The organism is Burkholderia sp. BCC1988 (assembly GCF_905339895.1).
GTDB lineage: Bacteria > Pseudomonadota > Gammaproteobacteria > Burkholderiales > Burkholderiaceae > Burkholderia.
Window position 1 is genome coordinate 82,434 of sequence record NZ_CAJPHA010000019.1, and the last position, 17,529, is coordinate 99,962.

Consider the following 17,529-nt stretch of genomic DNA (forward strand, 5'->3'; position numbering starts at 1 on the left):
CGTGTCGGCCAAGAAGCGGGGCGGCGGTGCGTGTGTCAGTGCGCCTGTTCGGACGAGGCGGCGGCCGGCGTGCCCTCGGGTGCGTCGCCGTTCTCGACGCGCGTTTCGGGCATCGCGAGCCAGACGAGCAGGACCGCGAGCGCGCCAGCAGCGGCGAGCCCGAAGAAGCTGATCGCATTGCCGAAGTGATCGGCGACATAGCCGGCCACGGCCGTGCTGAGCGTCGCGCCGATCCCGGCCGCGAGCCCGAACAGCCCGATGCACAGGTTGTAGCGGCCCTTGCCGCCCGCGACGTCGGCCGCGATCAGCGGCAGCATCACGCCGAACACGGCCGCGCTGATGCCGTCGAGCATCTGCACCGGCACGAGCAGGTACGGGCTGCTCACGCCGGCGAACAGCAGCGCGCGCACCGGCAGCGCGGAGAAGCCGAGCAGCAGGATCGGCCGGCGTCCCCAGCGTTGCGAGGAACGGCCGACCCACGGCGACAGCATCGCGACGATCGCCTGCGGCACGATGATGCACGCGGCGATCACGAGCTGCACGTTCTCGCCCATCCCGGCCGTCACTTCGCCGGCCGCGAGGTTGAGCATCGCCGCGTTCGACAGGTGGAACAGCACGACGCACGCCGCGAAGATCAGCATCCGGCGATCGCGCAGCAGTTCGAGCAGCGTCTCGCGGTGCTCGCCTTCGTCGTGATCGTCGGGTTTCGACGATTGCGGGATCACTTCGTGGGTCGGCTGGATCATCGCGAGCGCGAACAGCGCGGGCAACGCCAGCACGGCGGTCAGCCAGAACACCGCGCGCGCGGAGAAATACTCGCCGGTGAGCCCCATCAGGCCCGCCGCGACCGCGCTGCCGATCGACGCCCAGCGTGCGTTGCGGCCGAGCCGGTCGCCGAGATCGGCACGGCCGACCAGCGAGAACGAGATCGCGGCCATCGCCGGCACGAGCATGCAGCTCGCGAAGCCGTGGAACACCTCGGCCGCGATCACCGGCACGATCGTCGGGCTCGACGCGAGCAGCACCGCGGACAGGATGATGGCCGCGATCGCCCACGCGGCCGCGCCTTTCTTGTTCTTCAGCGCATCGACGGCCGCGCCGCCCGGCACCTGGCTGACCATCGCGCTGATCGTGCCGATCGACAGCACCATGCCGATCTCGCCCTGCGTCCACTTGTGCGACGCGAGGTAGGACGCGATGAACGGACCGAACCCGGTTTGAACGTTTGCAACGAAAAAGTTGAGCCAGTCGAGGGACCGCAGACTGCGCACGCTGACGGAATGCTTGATCGTCATCGGGTGGCACTCGCAGACGAAGCCGGCACCGGTGCCGGGGCAACGGGCGGGAAGACCGCGATGATCGGCTTGTCGGCCGCGTAGGGTGGCGACGCCTTGATCTGCGCATCGTTCAGGTCGAGCTGCGGATGCAGCGCCTTGTCGCGCGTGACGAAGCGCAGCGCGCCCCAGCTCGCGGCGATCGAGCGGCGGTCGGTATTGACGAGCCCGCCGAGGTCGAGCACGACCGCCTGCGGCTGCGCGGCGCGGTCGATCAGCACGTCGACGATCCGGCCGATCTTCGTGCCGTTCGGGCGCTCGACATCGCTGTCGAGCATCGGCAGTCGCGTCGCGGGCGACGCCGCGGCCGAACCCGACAGCGGCACGGCCTTCGGCCGCGCGGCCGGAGGCAGGTCGCCCGACGGCACGTCGAGCACGATCGGCTCCTGTTTGCCGCCCGGCGTGAAGCGGAACACGTTCCACGGGAAGATGACCTTGCGGTCGCCGACACCCATGAAGCCCTGCAGGTTGACGATCATCTCGCGCGGCTTGCCGCTCGCGTCGGCCACCATGTCGACCGCGCGGCCGATCACCTTGCCGTTGCGGCGCGCGACCTCGCTGTCGAGCAGCGCATGGATCTGCGTGCGGTCGAGCGGGCGCGTCGCGACGATCGGGGCGGGCGGTGGTGGCGGAGGCGTCGGTGTTTCGGGGCGCTGCACGGGTTTCGGCCGCGTCACTTCGCGGTGCGGTTTCTTCGGTGCTTCCGGCGCTTCCGGCTGCGTCGGCGCCGGCACGGGCGGCATCGTCAGCGGTTCGCCGGCGGTTTCCTCGACGGGCTCGACGAGCGCTTCGCTGATCGGCGCGGGCGGATTCTGCGTCGGCAGCAGCCCGCAGCCGGACAGCAGCGCGGCGGCGAGAACGAGGAAGACCGTCGAGGACGGGAACGACATGCGGGATGCGGGAAACGGAAATCCGCCGCTCATTGACACTCACTCCATGGGTCGGGGGCCGGGCCCGGAGGCGCGCGGCTGGCGATGGATGGCGGGTGCGGGCGGCGCACCACGCGAGGTGAGAGTTTAACGTGTCTTCCTTTCAGGGCCGATTTCGATGGCTTGCTGGAGGCGGACTGTCGGGGAAAGGTAGGGATCGGCGGCCGTCGCGTCGCAGTCGGGCGACGGGGAAGGCCGGCGGATGAGGGGCGGCTCACACGGGTGCCGCCCCGGCCCGCCGCCGTCATGGCGGGCGGGCGCGGGCGCTGCATGAAGCAGGGAGAAAACGGAGCGTCAGGCGTCCGGATACCACGCGTCGGTGAATTCGCTGACCCGGACGTCGGTCAGCTCCGGACGTGCGGCCAGCCACGCCCGCACGTTCTCGCGGTCGGCGTCGGTGGTCGTGCCGCGCGGCGCGCCGGAGATCACGTAGGCGCCGATCCCTTCGTCAGCGGAGGCGACGGTCAGCAGCCCGTTCGCTTCGACGAAATCGATGAACGCATCGATCAGCTGGCCACGCTCGAGGTCGGACAGCTCGTTGCGGTATTGCGCGGCCGCGTTGAACGCGAGTTCCTGGAACTCGGCGATGTGGAGTTTCTTGCGCTGGCGGCGGTTGTGGCGTTGGCTCATGGTGTGTGGTGAGTGAATGTGAGGTGGGAAAGGATAGCGCGGCGGCCGCTGCGGGCACTGTCCCGACGTGCCGCGCGGTCCGGCCGGTCGCGAAAGGGGCGAGCGTTGCGTCGTCGCGATCTCGTGCTGTCGCGCGGCCGATCAGAAAACCATCGTTGAACAATCGATCGACTTGGCTTTCGCGGTGCGGCTCGGCCGGCGGCTGATTGCACGCGTGACCGAATGATACAGGGATGGCGAGCGTCTTCGGCTTTGCCAGCGCCGGCGGCTTCGAGTCGAGCGATACGAACCAGCGAATCGGCGAAATGCAAAAAGCCCGCTTGCTGTCGCAAAGCGGGCTTCGATGTTTGGTTGCGGGGATAGGATTTGAACCTATGACCTTCGGGTTATGAGCCCGACGAGCTGCCAGACTGCTCCACCCCGCGGCGCGAATTATAGTGACACTGCTGCGGTGCGTCAAATGCTCAGTGACCAAAGTTGAAATCAAGCGGCCGTGCTTCGCTCGCCCGGGGGCGCTTACGTTGCCCGAGCCCTCGAAGCTCGGCGTGCCAATTGATATTTTTGCTCGATGCCCGCGGCAAGGGTGGGGGGCGATCTCCCGATTCGGAGATCGCCGCGCATGACCTTACATCAACACGATGTCGTATTGCTCCTGGCTCAGGTTCGACTCGACCTGCAGCGACACCGGCTTGCCGATGAAGTCGATCAGCATCGCGAGATGCTGCGACTCCTCGTCGAGGAACAGGTCGATCACCTGTTGCGCGGCGATCACGCGGAATTCGCGCGGATTGAACTGGCGCGACTCGCGCAGGATCTCGCGCAGGATGTCGTAGCACACCGTGCGCGACGTCTTCACCTGGCCCTTGCCCTGGCAGGTCGGGCACGGCTCGCACAGCACGTGCGCGAGCGATTCGCGCGTGCGCTTGCGCGTCATCTCGACGAGCCCGAGCTGCGAGAAGCCGTTGACCGTCACGCGCGTGCGGTCGCGCGACAGCGCCTTCTTCAACTCGGACAGCACCGCGTCGCGATGCTCGGCGTTCTCCATGTCGATGAAGTCGATGATGATGATCCCGCCGAGGTTGCGCAGCCGCAGCTGCCGCGCGATCGTATGCGCGGCCTCGAGGTTGGTCTTGAAGATCGTGTCGTCGAAGTTGCGCGCGCCGACGTAGCCGCCGGTGTTCACGTCGATCGTCGTCATCGCCTCGGTCTGGTCGATCATCAGGTAGCCGCCCGACTTCAGGTCGACGCGGCGCGACAGCGCGCGCTGGATCTCCGTCTCGATGTTGTACAGGTCGAACAGCGGCCGCTCGCCGGTGTAGTGATGCAGCTTCGGGCTCACCGCCGGTGTGAATTCGTTCGCGAATTCCGCGAGGCGCTGGTACGTCTCGCGCGAATCGACCTGGATGCGCGTCGTGTCGTCGTTCGCGAAATCGCGCAGCACGCGCTGCGCGAGATCGAGATCCTGGTACAGCAGGCTCGTCGCCGGCAGCCGCTGCGCCTGGGCCACGATGGTCGTCCAGGTCTTGCGCAGGTAGGCGACGTCGCCGGCCAGTTCGTCGGAGGTCGCGTCCTCGGCGATCGTGCGCACGATGTAGCCGCCTTTCTCGTCCGGCGGGATCACGGCGGTCAGCCGCGCACGCACGGCCTCGCGCTCGGCCTCGCTCTCGATCTTCTGCGAGATGCCGATGTGCGGCTCCTGCGGCAGGTAGACGAGCGTGCGGCCCGCGATGCTGACCTGCGTCGACAGTCGGGCGCCCTTCGTGCCGATCGGATCCTTGATTACCTGGACCATCAGCGTCTGGCCTTCGAACACGGTCTTCTCGATCGGCTGGTGCGGCGCGCCCGACTGCGGCTCGCCCGCGAGGCGCGGATGCCAGATGTCGGCGACGTGCAGGAACGCCGCGCGCTCGAGACCGATGTCGATGAACGCCGACTGCATGCCGGGCAGCACGCGCACGACCTTGCCGAGGTAGATGTTGCCGACCCGCCCGCGCGACAGCGTGCGCTCGACGTGAAGCTCCTGCACCGCGCCTTGCTGGACGAGTGCGACCCGCGTTTCCTGCGGCGTGAGGTTGATCAGGATTTCTTCGTTCATGGTGCGATTCAGAAGGCGACGCGCGCGGTGCGCAGCAACGCGGCAGTCTCAAAAAGGGGCAGACCCATGATACCCGAATGGGAACCGTCGATTCGCTCGATGAATTCGGCCGCGCGTCCCTGGATCGCGTAGGCGCCCGCCTTGCCGAACGGTTCGCGGGTCTCGACGTAGCGCTCGAACGCGTCGCGCGGCGCGGCCGAAAAGCGCACCGACGAGCGCGACAGCGCGGGCGGCAGCAGTTCGCCGTCGGCGCCGACCACCGCGACGGCGGTCAGCACCTCGTGTTCGCGGCCTGCGAGGCGGGTCAGCATCGCGAGCGCGTCGTCGGAATCGGCCGGCTTGCCGAGGATCGCGCCGTCGATGGTCACCGTGGTGTCCGCAACCAGCACCGGCGCGGCCGGCTTGCCGCTCGCGACGAGACGCGAGCGCGCGGCCTCGGCCTTCGCGACGGTCACGCGCTGCACGTACGCATCGGCGGCTTCGCCGGGCAGCTCGGCTTCGAGCGCCTCGGCGTCCTCGTCGGGGCGCGGCAGCAGCAATTCAAAGCGCACGCCGATCTGCTGCAGCAGCTCCTGGCGGCGCGGGCTTTGCGAAGCGAGGTAAAGGGTCGGGAAAAGGGCAGGGGGCGTGCTGGACGGCATGGTGTCGTTATCTCGTTGAGCGCGCGCGGCGCGCGTCCCGAGGACGGCACGTCATGCGCGATGGTAGGGGTGATTCTGCGTGATGCTCCACGCGCGGTAAAGCTGTTCGGCAAGCAATACGCGCACCATTCCGTGCGGCAGCGTCATGCTCGAGATGCGCAGCAGCAGGTCGGCGCGCGCCTTGAGTTCCGGATCGAGCCCGTCGGCGCCGCCGATCACGAACGCGACGTCACGGCCGTCCTGCTGCCAGCCGGGCAGCGCCTGCGCGAGCTGCATGGTGGTCCAGTCGCGGCCGCGCTCGTCGAGCGCGACGATGCGTGCGCCCTTCGGCAGCGCGGCCTCGATCTTCTGCCGCTCGGCCGCCATCACGCTTTCCGCGCTGCGGCCGCCCGAACGCAGTTCGGGCTTGATCTCGCGCAGCTCGATGCGCAGCTCGGGCGGCATCCGCTTCGTGTATTCGTCGAAGCCGGACGCGATCCAGCCGGGCATCTTGTGGCCGACCGCGAGGATGAAAAGCTTCATCGGGGCGACTCGCTGCGGCTCAGCGGCGGCGGGCAGCCGTCTTGCGCGCCGGGCGTGCGGGCGCTTCTTCCTCGTCGTCCTCGTCTTCGCTGGCGGTAGCGAGACCGTTCGGACCCTTGCCGCCGCCGAGCTTCATCCGCACGGGCTTGTCGCCCCAGATTTCCTCGAGGTTGTAGTACTGGCGCAGCGCCGGTTGCAGGATGTGCACGATCGCGTCGCCGCAGTCGACCAGCACCCATTCGCCGGTGTCTTCGCCCTCGGAGCTGACGATGTCGCCGCCGGCTTCCTTGACCTTGTCACGCACGCTCGATGCGAGCGCCTTGGTCTGGCGGTTCGACGTGCCCGACGCGACGATCACGCGGTCGAACAGTTCGGTCAGGTGGCTGGTGTTGAACACCTTGATGTCTTGCGCCTTGATGTCTTCGAGAGCGTCGACGATCACGCGCTGCAGTTTGCGGATATCCATGGAATCAGGAATGGTAGAGACGATGTTGAAGAATATAGGCCCAGACGGCGGCCGGCACATGCTCGGCCGACGCATCGGGCATTTGCGCGTGACGCGCGATGCATTCGCGCAGGTGCGCGCGGATGTCGGTTGCGGCGATATCGAACGCCAGCGTCGTGTCGATCAGCAGGTGGCCGGCCGGCGTCGCCTTCAGCACGTCGGCACCGGCCTGCCGCCGCGCGATTTCCTGCGCGACGTCCGGCGGCGCCGCGCCGAGGTCGAAGCCCGGGCGCGTCGACGCGCACACGTGCGCGTAGTCGAACAGCTTGCGCCAGTCGCGCCACGTGTCGAGCCGCACCAGCTGGTCGGCGCCGATCAGCAGCGCCAGCGACGCATCGGGGCCGATCCGCTCGCGCCAGCGTGCGAGCGTCTCGACCGTATAGGTCGGCCCCGCGTGCTCGATCTCGTCGGTCGCGACGGTGACCGTCACGCCGGGCAGCGACAGCGAGCCGGCAGCGGCGCGCGTCATCGCGAGCCGGTGCTCGGCGGCCGACACGTCGCGCTTCTGGTACGGCTGCCCGGCGGGCAGCAGCGCGAGCTCGGTCAGGCCGAGCACGTCGGCGAACCGGCGCGCGAGCGCGAGGTGGCCGTCGTGGATCGGATCGAACGTGCCGCCCAGCAGGCCGATACGACGTGACAGCGGCTGCGGGGCGGGGCGGGTGGTGGTGTCCAGAAAAACGTGTCCTGTTCTTGAGGCGGCGGGGCGCGACGGGCTCAGACCCAGTCGCGCGGCACGAGGAACTCGCTCAGGCGCGCTTCCGGCGAGCCCGGCTCAGGCTGCCAGTCGTAACGCCAGTGCGCGACCGGCGGCATCGACATCAGGATCGACTCGGTCCGGCCGCCGCTTTGCAGCCCGAACAGCGTGCCGCGGTCGAACACGAGGTTGAATTCGACGTAGCGGCCGCGCCGGTAAGCCTGGAAGTCGCGTTCGCGCTCGCCGTACGGCAGCGCGACACGGCGTTCGACGATCGGCAGGTACGCGTTCAGGAACGCGTCGCCGACGTTTTGCATCATCTCAAACGAGCGTTCGAATCCGGGCTCGGAGAAATCGTCGAAGAAGATCCCGCCGATGCCGCGCGTCTCGTTGCGGTGCTTCAGGAAGAAATACTCGTCGCACCACGTCTTGAAGCGCGGGTAGAGCTCGGCGCCGAACGGATCGAGCGCGTCCTTGCAGGTCTGGTGGAAATGCCGCGCGTCGTCCTCGAACGGATAAACCGGTGTCAGATCCATGCCGCCGCCGAACCAGAAGATCGGCGCCTCGCCGGGCTTCGTCGCGATCAGCATCCGCACGTTCATGTGCACGGTCGGGCAGTACGGGTTGCGCGGATGCAGCACGAGCGACACGCCGAGCGCCTCGAAGCCACGGCCGGCCAGCTGCGGGCGCGCGGCGCTCGCCGACGGCGGCAGCGCATCGCCCGCGACGTCGGAAAAACCGATCCCCGCGCGCTCGAACACGCGGCCCCCTTCGAGAATCCGCGTGCAGCCGCCGCCGCGCAGGCGCTCCTCGGGCCCGCGCTGCCACGCGTCGGTCGCGAGCGGCGTGCCGTCGAGCGCGCCGAGCGCGTCGGCGATGCGTGTCTGCAGGCCCTGGAGATACGTGCGCACGCGCGCCACGTCGTAGGTCGAATCGGTCATGTCTGGACTGGCTGCCCCCGCGCGAAGCGGGGGCCGTAAAAAAGGCATCTGCCGGGCATTCTATCGAACCCCGGCAGAGGAGGCCGCCGTTTGCGACGGCAAAGCGGCGGTCAGGGCGTTACGTGTTCTTGCGATTCAGCGCGCGGAAGCCGATGTCGCGGCGGTACTGCATGCCTTCGAAATTGATCTGGTTGATCGTGTCGTACGCATGCTGCTGCGCTTCGCGCACCGAATCGGCGAGGCCGACCACGCACAGCACACGGCCGCCGGACGTCGTCAGCTTGTCGCCGTCGAGCGTCGTGCCCGCATGGAACGTCACGGCCTGTTCGGTCTCGGCCGGGATCCCGTTGATGCGGTCGCCCTTGCGCGGCGCGTCCGGATAGCCGTGCGCGGCCAGCACGACGCCGAGCGCGGTGCGGCGGTCCCAGTCGAGCTCGACCGTGTCGAGCGTGCCCGCGATCGCCTGTTCGACGACCTTCGAGAAATCGCTCTTCAGGCGCGCCATGATCGGCTGCGTCTCGGGGTCGCCCATCCGGCAGTTGAATTCCAGCGTGCGCGGATTGCCTTCCTTGTCGATCATCAGGCCTGCGTACAGGAAGCCCGTGAAGCGGATGCCGTCCTTCTCCATCCCGCGCACCGTCGGCATGATGATTTCGCGCATCACGCGTGCGTGCATCTGCGGCGTGACGATCGGCGCGGGCGAGTAGGCGCCCATGCCGCCCGTGTTCGGGCCGCGGTCCTCATCGAGCAGGCGCTTGTGGTCCTGGCTCGAAGCCAGCGCCAGCGCGTGCTTGCCGTCGACCATCACGATGAAGCTCGCTTCCTCGCCATCGAGGAATTCCTCGATCACGACGCGCGCGCCGGCGTCGCCCAGCTTGTTGCCCGACAGCATCATGTCGACCGCGGCGTGCGCTTCTTCCAGCGTCATCGCGACGACGACGCCCTTGCCGGCCGCGAGGCCGTCGGCCTTCACGACGATCGGCGCACCCTTCGCGTCGAGGTACGCGTGGGCGGCAGCCGCGTCGGAGAAGGTTTCGTAGTCGGCGGTCGGGATGCCGTGGCGCTTCATGAACGCCTTCGCGAAATCCTTCGAGCTTTCGAGTTGCGCGGCTTCGCGGGTCGGGCCGAACACCTTCAGGCCGCGCGCGCGGAACAGGTTGACGATGCCGGCCGCGAGCGGCGCTTCCGGCCCGACGAGCGTGAACGCGACGCCTTCGCTTTCCGCGAAATCGGCCAGCGCGTCGAGCGACGTGATGTCGACGTTCTTCAGACGCTCGTCCTGCGCCGTGCCGCCATTGCCGGGCGCGACGTAGACCATCTGGACGCGCGGCGACTGCGCGAGCTTCCACGCCAGTGCATGTTCGCGACCGCCGGAACCGACGACGAGTAGTTTCATGGGATTCCCCGCAGACTAGAAAACAGGGCGGCCGGCACGCTCAGGCGCGCCGGCCGCGAAATCGGTCGGGCCGCCGTCGCAACGCTGCGCTCGGCGGCCGGCATCTCATTCCTCGACGATGACGGCGTTCGTATACACCTCCTGCACGTCGTCGAGGTTCTCGAGCGCGTCCAGGAGCTTCTGCATCTTCGCCGCATCGTCGCCGGTAAATTCGACTTCGTTCTGCGGCTTCATCGTCACTTCGGCGAGTTCGGCCTTGAAGCCCGCGGCTTCGAGCGCGTCCTTCACTGCCGAGAACGCCTGCCAGTCGCACAGCACTTCGATCGAGCCGTCGTCGTTCGTGCTGACGTCGTCCGCGCCGGCTTCGAGCGCCGCTTCCATCAGCGCGTCTTCCGACGTGCCGGGCGCGAACAGGAACTGGCCGACGTGATCGAACATGAACGCGACCGAACCGTCGGTGCCCATGTTGCCGCCGAACTTCGAGAATGCGTGACGGACTTCCGCGACTGTGCGGGTGCGGTTGTCGGTCAGCGTGTCGACGATGATCGCCGCGCCGCTGATGCCGTAGCCTTCGTAACGGATTTCTTCGTAGTTCGCGCCGTCCGCGCCGCCGACGCCGCGGTCGATCGCGCGCTTGACGTTGTCCTTCGGCATGTTCGCGTCGGCCGCCTTGTCGACCGCGAGACGCAGGCGCGGGTTCGAACTCGCGTCGCCGCCGCCGAGGCGGGCCGCGACCTGGATTTCCTTGATCAGTCGGGTCCAGATCTTGCCGCGCTTCGCGTCGGCCGCTGCCTTCTTATGCTTGATGTTGGCCCATTTCGAATGACCAGCCATACCTTTCTCCGTGCCCGGGCGCGCTGCGCGGGCGATTGTGCCAATGTGTCGTTGAATCGGCGGCCGTCTGGGCGGGCATGAAGCCGCGGGGCCGCGCGTGTCGAGTGGAACGTGATTTTATCACGCGGCGACCGTCGCTTCGGGGCCGCCGCGCATGGCCGAACGGCCGGGCGGGCCGTTGCGGCGTGCCGGGCCGCGCGGCCCGGCGGCGCCGTCTGTCAGTTCTTGGTGCCGAACAGGCGGTCGCCCGCGTCGCCCAGGCCCGGCACGATGTACGCATGCTCGTTCAGGTGCGAGTCGAGCGACGCGACGAACAGCTTCACGTCCGGGTGCGCGTCCTGGAACACCTGCACGCCCTCGGGCGCGGCGACCAGCGCGACGAACATGATGTTCGCGGCCGGCACGTTGCGGCGCTTGAGCACGTCGACCGCGTGCACGGCCGAATAGCCGGTCGCGACCATCGGGTCGCACAGGATGAAGATGCGATCCTCGAGATCGGGCAGGCGCACCAGGTATTCGACCGGGCGGTGATCTTCCGCGCGGTACACGCCGATGTGGCCGACGCGCGCGGACGGCACCAGGTCGAGCAGGCCATCCGACATCCCGATGCCGGCGCGCAGCACGGGCACGATCGCGAGCTTCTTGCCCGCGATCACCGGTGCGTCGACCGCCACCAGCGGGGTTTCGACCCGCTTGGTCGTGATCGGCAGGTTGCGGGTGATCTCGTAGCCCATCAGCAGCGTGATCTCGCGCAGCAGTTCGCGGAACGTGCGCGTCGACGTGTCCTTGTCGCGCATGTGGGTCAGCTTGTGCTGGATCAGCGGGTGATCGGTGATGAAGAGATTCGGGAAACGGCTGTCCTGTTTCATGACGGAGTGCCTTGGCGGCAAAAGGGGATCGGGGGCGGCGCCGGCGCCAGGCCGGCCGCCGCTCATAGCCGCAATTTTACCAAGGCGCGCCACGTGATCCGGATATTATCGACGTCTCACGACAATCCGCGCGCCGTGTTCGCCCGCTCGCCTGCGTTCGCGACCGTTCGCCCGCCCGGCGAACCGGCCTGCGACCCGTCGGCGACCCGGCCCGTCCGGCGCGCGTCGCCATAAAGGAATCGACGATGGATCTCGGCATCGCAGGAAAGACCGCGCTCGTGTGCGCGGCGAGCAAGGGGCTCGGGCGCGGCTGCGCGGAAGCGCTGGCCGCCGAGGGCGTGAACCTCGTGATCGTCGCGCGCACGCGCGACACGCTGGAGGAAACCGCGGAGGAGATCCGCGCCGGGTCGAACGTGTCGATCACCGCCGTCGCCTGCGACATCACGACGCCCGACGGCCGCGCGGCCGCGCTCGCCGCGTGCCCGCAGCCGGACATTCTCGTGACGAATGCCGGCGGGCCGCCGCCCGGCGATTTCCGCGATTTCTCGCACGACGACTGGATCCGCGCGCTCGAGTCGAACATGCTGACGCCGATCGAGCTGATCCGCGCGACCGTCGACGGGATGATCGGCCGCGGCTTCGGCCGGATCGTCAACATCACGAGCTCGGCCGTGAAGGCGCCGATCGACGTGCTCGCGCTGTCGAACGGCGCGCGCTCGGGGTTGACCGGCTTCGTCGCGGGGCTGTCGCGCAAGGTCGCGGGGCAGGGCGTGACGATCAACAACCTGCTGCCCGGGCTGTTCGACACCGACCGGATCGCGACGACGCTCGCCGCGTCGGCGAAGGCGCAGGGCGTGAGCGTCGACGAGATGCGCGCGCGGCGCGCGAAGGAAATCCCGGCCGGGCGCCTCGGCACGCGCGCCGAATTCGGCGCGGCGTGCGCGTTCCTCTGCAGCGTGCATGCCGGCTATATCACCGGGCAGAACTGGCTGCTCGACGGCGGCGCGTATCCGGGCACGTTCTGACGCGCGCACCGCCGTTCAAACATACGACAACAATCGACCCACGAAGGAAACGGAGATGAGCAAACCCCGCATCGCACTGATTGCGCACGACGCGAAGAAGGACGAGATCGTCGCGCTCGCGGGCCAGTACCGCGCGACGCTCGCGCAATGCCGGCTGGTCGCGACCGGCACCACGGGCGGCCGCATCGCCGCCGCGCACGGGCTCGAGGTCGAGCGCAAGCTGTCGGGGCCGCAAGGCGGCGACCTGCAGATCGGTGCTGAGCTGGCCGAAGGCCGCGTCGACATCGTCGTGTTCCTGCGCGACCCGATGACCGCGCAGCCGCACGACCCGGACATCACCGCGCTGGTGCGCGCATGCGACGTGCACGACGTGCCGGTCGCGACGAATGTCGCGACCGCGCGGATGCTGCTCGACGATCTGGCGCGCAACATGCAGGACGTTTGCTAGGCGTTCTGCACGCGTGAGTGTGCGTGCTTGCCGCCATCCGTCGTGTGGATGACATGTGACGGATGGCGGTGAGCGTTGATAGCGCCGAAACAGGCGCGGATTGCGATGCCCGAGATCGCGGCCGGTCGCTCATCGTAACGACCAGAACCACACGGTTGATGCAGCCCAGTAGCAATCCGAACTGCAGAGGGCGCGGGCGCCATCGATCAGGTCGATGTGTCCGCCGCGGCCGTTCATGTATCCGGGGATGTTCCAGAAGGCCACGACGCCCTTTCTGGCGGCAATGCCGGTCGTCGCATCGTCTCGCCGGAACACTTCAGCCTTGCCGAAATAGGCCGGCTCCGCCAGCATGTTGGCCAGCCTCGCCTGGCCGGCTTCAATTCGCCGTCCACGGTGCGGCCCCTTCTGAATGACGAGGCCGCCGCGCAATGTCATTCCGCTCTTGACGAGTGCCAGGCTGATCCGAATGGCGCACGTATTTGCATACGCCGGATTGGCGACCAGGTCTTGCCAGCCTAGTTCCTCGTATAGCGCTTCCCTGGATACCGTCCTGTTGTCCGGATAGTGGCTGTTCAGTAATGAGAAGTGTGGTTTCAAGCAGATCGTCCCCGATCAACGGCACGGATATTTCTGCTGCAGGATGCGGGCGATCAGGCCTGCTGCGTTTGTGCGCAGCGCATCGTTCGGCAGTTTTCGAAGACCGCCGATCACTTCCGAATCGATCTCTCCGGATTTGATGCGCCCGTTGTCGCACCAGTCCTTGCCTTCGGTCATGTCGGCCACGCCGGCCAGATAACCGGTCATGACGTGGCGCTCGGCGTCGGCGTACGGATTGTTGTCCGTACGGCTGATGCCATTGAGCAGCCGCGCACCGTCGACGCGTGGGAGCGCGGCTCCGTTCGCGATGCCGATACCTGCCGACAACGATGCGAAAACAAATGCATTGCGGATGAAAAGGGCGTTCATGGCATGGGGTTCGTGAATTCGGCGCAAAGCAAAATAGCACGGTCACCATCCCGGAAATCTCCATGGACCGCATGATTTCGCGGGGGGACCGCACGGTGCAATGGGTGGCGACGCTTTGCCATCGCTGAATGGACAGCCATTCGTCCGACCCGAAGATGATTCCTTGAACGTGGCGAAATGTTGCACGTGGGGCACGTGCCGCACGCGAGACGAGCGCAAGGTCGCGACGGACCGGATGCCGCGCCATCCGCCGGAATGCACGTCACGTGCCGATCGTTTTTCGCGAAGACCCTACGGTCGTGAAGGGATTGCCGCGGCGTGCAGCACGAGCGCGCGCGACGCGCGAAAATCACGCGCAGTGTCCCGCGTCTGCCCGCCTCGCCGTTCGGGGGCAGCGACGTATTTGCCGAACCGAATTTCCAGACAAGCGAGGAGCGAAACGATGCCGAAAGCAATCCGATACGACCAGGCAGGCGGCCCGGACGTGATGAAGTGGGTCGACGTCGAGGTCAGCGAGCCGCAGGCGGGCCAGGTCCGCGTCAAGCAGCATGCGGTCGGGCTCAACTATATCGACGTGTATTTCCGCACCGGCCTCTATCCGCAGCCGTTGCCCGCCGGGCTCGGGATGGAGGCGGCCGGCGAGGTGACGGCGGTCGGCGATGACGTGACCGCATTCAAGCCCGGCGACCGCGTCGCCTATGTGTGGTCGTCGCCCGGCGCGTACGCGCAGGAGCGCGTGCTGCCCGCCGACCGCCTCGTCAAGCTGCCGGACGGCGTCAGCTACGACGCAGCGGCGTCGGTGATGCTGCAGGGCCTGACCGCACACTACCTGCTGCGCCGCACGTATCCGGTCAAGGCCGGCGACACGATCCTGATCCATGCCGCGGCGGGCGGCGTCGGCCTGCTGGTCTGCCAGTGGGCGAAGGCGCTCGGCGCAACGGTGATCGGCACGGTCGGCTCCGACGAGAAGGCCGAACTCGCGAAAGCGCACGGCTGCGACCACCCGATCGTCTACACGCGCGAGAACTTCACGCAGCGCGTGAGGGCGATCACGAGCGATGCGCTCGTGCCGGTCGTCTACGATTCGATCGGCAAGGACACCTACATCGGTTCGCTCGACTGCCTCGCGCCGCTCGGGCTGTTCGTCAGCTTCGGCAACGCGTCGGGCCCGCTGCCGCCGATCGACTCGAAGGAGCTCTCGTCGCGCGGTTCGCTGTTCTTCACGCGGCCGACGCTGTTCTCGTACATCGCGAAGCGCGCCGATCTCGAAGCCGCGGCCGCCGAGCTGTTCGACGTGATCCTGTCGGGCAAGGTGAAGACGAGCATCAACCAGCGCTATCCGCTCGCGGAAGTCGGCCGCGCGCATGCCGACCTCGAGTCGCGCAAGACGACCGGCTCGACGATCCTCGTTCCCTGACGCATCCCTTCGCGCCGGCACCGCGCCGGCGCGCACCCTGGCGGGCGGCGACGGTCGCCGTCCGTCCAGTCTTCGTCTCGACCGACGTTCGGTCCGCTGTTCCGCCCGACGTCCCGCCCGCTGTCCCGCCGCCGTCCCGTCCGCCGTTCCACCCGCCGTCCCGCGCCGCACGCGTTTACGCGTTTTTTATACCGGCCCGATGACCTTTGACCCGTCCTTTACGCGCGTTCCCATAAGGTTCTAGTCGTCCGATTTCGACGACGGAGAACACAAAAATGGATGGGGTTTTCATCGGCGCACTGGTGCTGTTCACAGCGCTGATCCTCGGTTTGCTTGCCGGTTGCGAGAAGCTCGTGCAATACGGCCGCGGGGGGCGCGCATGACCTGGATGCTTTGGCTGGCGGGTGCCTCGACGGCCCTGCTGTTTGCGTATCTCGTCTTTGCGCTGCTGCGCGCGGAGGACATCGAATGAACGCGAACAACCTGTTGCAGACGCTGCTGTTCATCGTCGTGCTGCTTGCGGCGGCCGTGCCGGTCGCGCGCTACCTGACGGCCGTGATGGACGGCAGCTCGCGCGTCGTGCGCGTGTTCGGACCGCTCGAGCGCGCGCTGTACCGCATCGCCGGCGTCGACGCCGGCACCGAGATGAACTGGAAGCGCTACGCAGTCGCCACGATCGCATTCAACGCGCTCGGCGCGTTGTTTCTCTACGGCCTGCTGCGCCTGCAGGGTTTCCTTCCCGGCAATCCGCAGCAGTTCGGCGCGATGACGACTGACGGCGCATTCAACACGGCCGTCAGCTTCGTCACCAACACGAACTGGCAGGACTACACGCCCGAGCAGACCGTCAGCTACCTGACGCAGATGCTTGGCCTGACCGTGCAGAACTTCCTGTCGGCCGCGACCGGCATCGTCGTCGTGATCGCGCTGATCCGCGGCTTTGCGCGTCACACCGCGCAGACGATCGGCAACTTCTGGGTCGACCTCACGCGCGTGACGATGTACGTGCTCGTGCCGATGTCGGTGGTGATCGCCGCGCTGCTGATGAGCCAGGGCGTGATCCAGAACATGAAGTCCTACCAGGACGTGCCGGTGCTGCAGACGAGCACCTATGCGGCGCCGAAGCTCGACGCGCAGGGCAACCCGATGAAGGACGACAAGGGTAACGCGGTCACGGTGCCGACGCAGCTGACGAAGCAGACACTCGCGATGGGCCCGGTCGCGTCGCAGGAAGCGATCAAGATGCTCGGCACCAACGGTGGCGGCTTCTTCAACGCGAACTCCGCGCATCCGTACGAGAACCCGACGCCGTTCGCGAACTTCATCCAGATCTTCGCGATCCTGATCATTCCCGCGGCGCTGTGCCTCGTGTTCGGCCGCATGATCGGCGACCGCCGGCAGGGCATCGCGGTGCTCGCGGCGATGACGGTCGCGTTTGCGGTCGCGATCGGCGTCGAGGTGAGCGCCGAGCAGGCCGGCAACCCGACGCTCGCCGCGCTGCACGTCGACCAGTCGACGAGCGCGCTGCAGCCGGGCGGCAACATGGAAGGCAAGGAAACGCGCTTCGGCATCGCGCAGACCGGCATCTTCACGGTCGCGACGACGGCCGCGTCGTGCGGCGCGGTCGACACGATGCACGATTCGCTGACGCCGCTCGGCGGTCTCGTGCCGATGCTGCTGATGCAGCTCGGCGAGGTGATCTACGGCGGTGTCGGGTCCGGTCTCTACGGGATGCTGGTGTTCGCGCTGCTCGCGGTGTTCGTCGCGGGCCTGATGATCGGCCGCACGCCGGAATACGTCGGCAAGAAGATCGAGTCGTACGAAATGAAGATGGTGTCGATCGTCGTGCTGCTCACGCCGCTGCTGGTGCTGGTCGGCACGTCGATCGCGGTGCTGGCCGATGCAGGCAAGGCCGGCATCGCGAACCCGGGCCCGCACGGCTTCTCGGAAATCCTGTACGCGTTCAGCTCGGCCGCGAACAACAACGGCAGCGCGTTCGCGGGCCTGACGGTCGGCACGCCGTTCTACAACTGGATGACCGCGATCGCGATGTGGTTCGGCCGCTTCGGCACGATCGTGCCGGTGCTGGCGATCGCCGGCTCGCTCGCCGCGAAGAAGCGCATCGCGGTGACGAGCGGCACGCTGCCGACCCACGGCCCGCTGTTCGTCGTGCTGCTGCTCGGCACCGTGATGCTGGTGGGCGCGCTGACCTACGTGCCGGCGCTCGCGCTCGGCCCGGGCGTCGAGCATCTGATGATGTGGCTGGGCGCATGACGCACGAGC

19 protein-coding genes and 1 tRNA gene are annotated in these 17,529 nt (G+C 67.7%); 5 read left to right on the top strand and 15 right to left on the bottom strand.

Features of this window, described 5'->3' with window-relative positions; translation table 11 throughout:
• Positions 1-35: 35 nt before the first annotated feature.
• From U4012_RS25425 to upp, 13 genes are all read right to left on the bottom strand, one after another.
• Positions 36-1,295 carry an MFS transporter gene (locus U4012_RS25425; RefSeq protein ID WP_124487207.1) on the bottom strand — a complete coding sequence of 420 codons (1,260 nt, stop codon included), beginning with the start codon at positions 1,293-1,295 and terminating at the stop codon, positions 36-38.
• Positions 1,292-2,257, bottom strand: coding sequence for a PRC-barrel domain-containing protein (locus U4012_RS25430; RefSeq protein WP_124487208.1), 966 nt, complete (start codon positions 2,255-2,257; stop codon positions 1,292-1,294). The genes U4012_RS25425 and U4012_RS25430 overlap by 4 nt, the downstream gene beginning before the upstream one ends.
• A gap of 300 nt (positions 2,258-2,557) precedes the next feature.
• The gene (locus U4012_RS25435; protein WP_044844709.1) at positions 2,558-2,893 is read right to left on the bottom strand and encodes a YggL family protein; all 336 of its coding nucleotides are present in this window, start codon (positions 2,891-2,893) and stop codon (positions 2,558-2,560) included.
• A gap of 348 nt (positions 2,894-3,241) precedes the next feature.
• Positions 3,242-3,318: transfer RNA gene (locus tag U4012_RS25440), tRNA-Met, on the bottom strand.
• Between the two features lie 200 nt (positions 3,319-3,518).
• Positions 3,519-4,988, bottom strand: a complete 1,470-nt coding sequence (gene rng / locus U4012_RS25445) for a ribonuclease G (RefSeq protein ID WP_044844707.1) — start codon at positions 4,986-4,988, stop codon at positions 3,519-3,521.
• Positions 4,989-4,996: 8 nt separating this feature from the next.
• Complete coding sequence (locus U4012_RS25450) at positions 4,997-5,629, bottom strand: Maf family protein (RefSeq protein ID WP_321802113.1); 633 nt, start codon at positions 5,627-5,629, stop codon at positions 4,997-4,999.
• A gap of 51 nt (positions 5,630-5,680) precedes the next feature.
• Positions 5,681-6,151, bottom strand: a complete 471-nt coding sequence (gene rlmH / locus U4012_RS25455; protein WP_044844705.1) for a 23S rRNA (pseudouridine(1915)-N(3))-methyltransferase RlmH — start codon at positions 6,149-6,151, stop codon at positions 5,681-5,683.
• Positions 6,152-6,170: 19 nt separating this feature from the next.
• Complete coding sequence (rsfS, locus tag U4012_RS25460; protein WP_257772882.1) at positions 6,171-6,617, bottom strand: ribosome silencing factor; 447 nt, start codon at positions 6,615-6,617, stop codon at positions 6,171-6,173.
• Between the two features lie 4 nt (positions 6,618-6,621).
• On the bottom strand, positions 6,622-7,329 hold the full coding sequence (locus U4012_RS25465; RefSeq protein ID WP_082088490.1) for a nicotinate-nucleotide adenylyltransferase: 708 nt from the start codon (positions 7,327-7,329) through the stop codon (positions 6,622-6,624).
• A gap of 41 nt (positions 7,330-7,370) precedes the next feature.
• The gene (gene hemF, locus U4012_RS25470) at positions 7,371-8,291 is read right to left on the bottom strand and encodes an oxygen-dependent coproporphyrinogen oxidase (RefSeq protein WP_321802114.1); all 921 of its coding nucleotides are present in this window, start codon (positions 8,289-8,291) and stop codon (positions 7,371-7,373) included.
• A gap of 118 nt (positions 8,292-8,409) precedes the next feature.
• Complete coding sequence (purD, locus tag U4012_RS25475) at positions 8,410-9,687, bottom strand: phosphoribosylamine--glycine ligase (protein ID WP_321802115.1); 1,278 nt, start codon at positions 9,685-9,687, stop codon at positions 8,410-8,412.
• A 105-nt stretch (positions 9,688-9,792) separates the two neighbouring features.
• Positions 9,793-10,521, bottom strand: coding sequence for a YebC/PmpR family DNA-binding transcriptional regulator (locus U4012_RS25480; RefSeq protein ID WP_044844700.1), 729 nt, complete (start codon positions 10,519-10,521; stop codon positions 9,793-9,795).
• Positions 10,522-10,739: 218 nt separating this feature from the next.
• Complete coding sequence (gene upp, locus U4012_RS25485; protein ID WP_006478229.1) at positions 10,740-11,390, bottom strand: uracil phosphoribosyltransferase; 651 nt, start codon at positions 11,388-11,390, stop codon at positions 10,740-10,742.
• A 245-nt stretch (positions 11,391-11,635) separates the two neighbouring features.
• On the opposite strand from upp, the gene U4012_RS25490 reads away from it, so the two are divergent.
• Entirely contained in the window at positions 11,636-12,415 is a 780-nt protein-coding gene (locus U4012_RS25490) for an SDR family oxidoreductase (RefSeq protein ID WP_044844699.1), read from the top strand.
• Positions 12,416-12,470: 55 nt separating this feature from the next.
• Complete coding sequence (locus tag U4012_RS25495; protein WP_044844698.1) at positions 12,471-12,863, top strand: methylglyoxal synthase; 393 nt, start codon at positions 12,471-12,473, stop codon at positions 12,861-12,863.
• A gap of 129 nt (positions 12,864-12,992) precedes the next feature.
• Here the strand turns inward: U4012_RS25495 and U4012_RS25500 are convergent, their stop codons facing one another.
• Together U4012_RS25500 and U4012_RS25505 are read right to left on the bottom strand one after the other, a co-directional pair.
• Positions 12,993-13,460: a T6SS effector amidase Tae4 family protein gene (locus U4012_RS25500; protein ID WP_044844697.1), complete on the bottom strand. Its 468-nt coding sequence runs from the start codon at positions 13,458-13,460 to the stop codon at positions 12,993-12,995.
• A 15-nt stretch (positions 13,461-13,475) separates the two neighbouring features.
• Positions 13,476-13,829, bottom strand: a complete 354-nt coding sequence (locus tag U4012_RS25505; protein ID WP_044844696.1) for a Rap1a/Tai family immunity protein — start codon at positions 13,827-13,829, stop codon at positions 13,476-13,478.
• A gap of 442 nt (positions 13,830-14,271) precedes the next feature.
• Between U4012_RS25505 and U4012_RS25510 the strand changes: the two genes are divergently transcribed.
• The 3 genes from U4012_RS25510 (at position 14,272) to kdpA (ending at position 17,520) form a co-directional block, all read left to right on the top strand.
• A complete protein-coding gene (locus U4012_RS25510; protein WP_321802116.1) occupies positions 14,272-15,246 on the top strand; it encodes a quinone oxidoreductase in 975 nt (324 codons plus the stop codon).
• Positions 15,247-15,625: 379 nt separating this feature from the next.
• A complete protein-coding gene (kdpF, locus tag U4012_RS25515) occupies positions 15,626-15,718 on the top strand; it encodes a K(+)-transporting ATPase subunit F (protein ID WP_006752209.1) in 93 nt (30 codons plus the stop codon).
• Positions 15,715-17,520 (top strand): potassium-transporting ATPase subunit KdpA, encoded by a 1,806-nt coding sequence (gene kdpA, locus U4012_RS25520; RefSeq protein WP_321802117.1) that lies wholly within the window; start codon positions 15,715-15,717, stop codon positions 17,518-17,520. The genes kdpF and kdpA overlap by 4 nt, the downstream gene beginning before the upstream one ends.
• Positions 17,521-17,529: the final 9 nt, after the last annotated feature.

Bases quoted from the DNA above. Each gene is read 5' to 3' on its own strand.
- U4012_RS25425 (WP_124487207.1), bottom strand. From the start codon at position 1,295: ATGACGATCAAGCATTCCGTCAGCGTGCGCAGTCTGCGGTCCCTCGAC.
- U4012_RS25430 (WP_124487208.1), bottom strand. From the start codon at position 2,257: ATGAGCGGCGGATTTCCGTTTCCCGCATCCCGCATGTCGTTCCCGTCC.
- U4012_RS25435 (WP_044844709.1), bottom strand. From the start codon at position 2,893: ATGAGCCAACGCCACAACCGCCGCCAGCGCAAGAAACTCCACATCGCC.
- rng (WP_044844707.1), bottom strand. From the start codon at position 4,988: ATGAACGAAGAAATCCTGATCAACCTCACGCCGCAGGAAACGCGGGTC.
- U4012_RS25450 (WP_321802113.1), bottom strand. From the start codon at position 5,629: ATGCCGTCCAGCACGCCCCCTGCCCTTTTCCCGACCCTTTACCTCGCT.
- rlmH (WP_044844705.1), bottom strand. From the start codon at position 6,151: ATGAAGCTTTTCATCCTCGCGGTCGGCCACAAGATGCCCGGCTGGATC.
- rsfS (WP_257772882.1), bottom strand. From the start codon at position 6,617: ATGGATATCCGCAAACTGCAGCGCGTGATCGTCGACGCTCTCGAAGAC.
- hemF (WP_321802114.1), bottom strand. From the start codon at position 8,291: ATGACCGATTCGACCTACGACGTGGCGCGCGTGCGCACGTATCTCCAG.
- purD (WP_321802115.1), bottom strand. From the start codon at position 9,687: ATGAAACTACTCGTCGTCGGTTCCGGCGGTCGCGAACATGCACTGGCG.
- U4012_RS25480 (WP_044844700.1), bottom strand. From the start codon at position 10,521: ATGGCTGGTCATTCGAAATGGGCCAACATCAAGCATAAGAAGGCAGCG.
- upp (WP_006478229.1), bottom strand. From the start codon at position 11,390: ATGAAACAGGACAGCCGTTTCCCGAATCTCTTCATCACCGATCACCCG.
- U4012_RS25490 (WP_044844699.1), top strand. From the start codon at position 11,636: ATGGATCTCGGCATCGCAGGAAAGACCGCGCTCGTGTGCGCGGCGAGC.
- U4012_RS25495 (WP_044844698.1), top strand. From the start codon at position 12,471: ATGAGCAAACCCCGCATCGCACTGATTGCGCACGACGCGAAGAAGGAC.
- U4012_RS25505 (WP_044844696.1), bottom strand. From the start codon at position 13,829: ATGAACGCCCTTTTCATCCGCAATGCATTTGTTTTCGCATCGTTGTCG.
- U4012_RS25510 (WP_321802116.1), top strand. From the start codon at position 14,272: ATGCCGAAAGCAATCCGATACGACCAGGCAGGCGGCCCGGACGTGATG.
- kdpF (WP_006752209.1), top strand. From the start codon at position 15,626: ATGACCTGGATGCTTTGGCTGGCGGGTGCCTCGACGGCCCTGCTGTTT.
- kdpA (WP_321802117.1), top strand. From the start codon at position 15,715: ATGAACGCGAACAACCTGTTGCAGACGCTGCTGTTCATCGTCGTGCTG.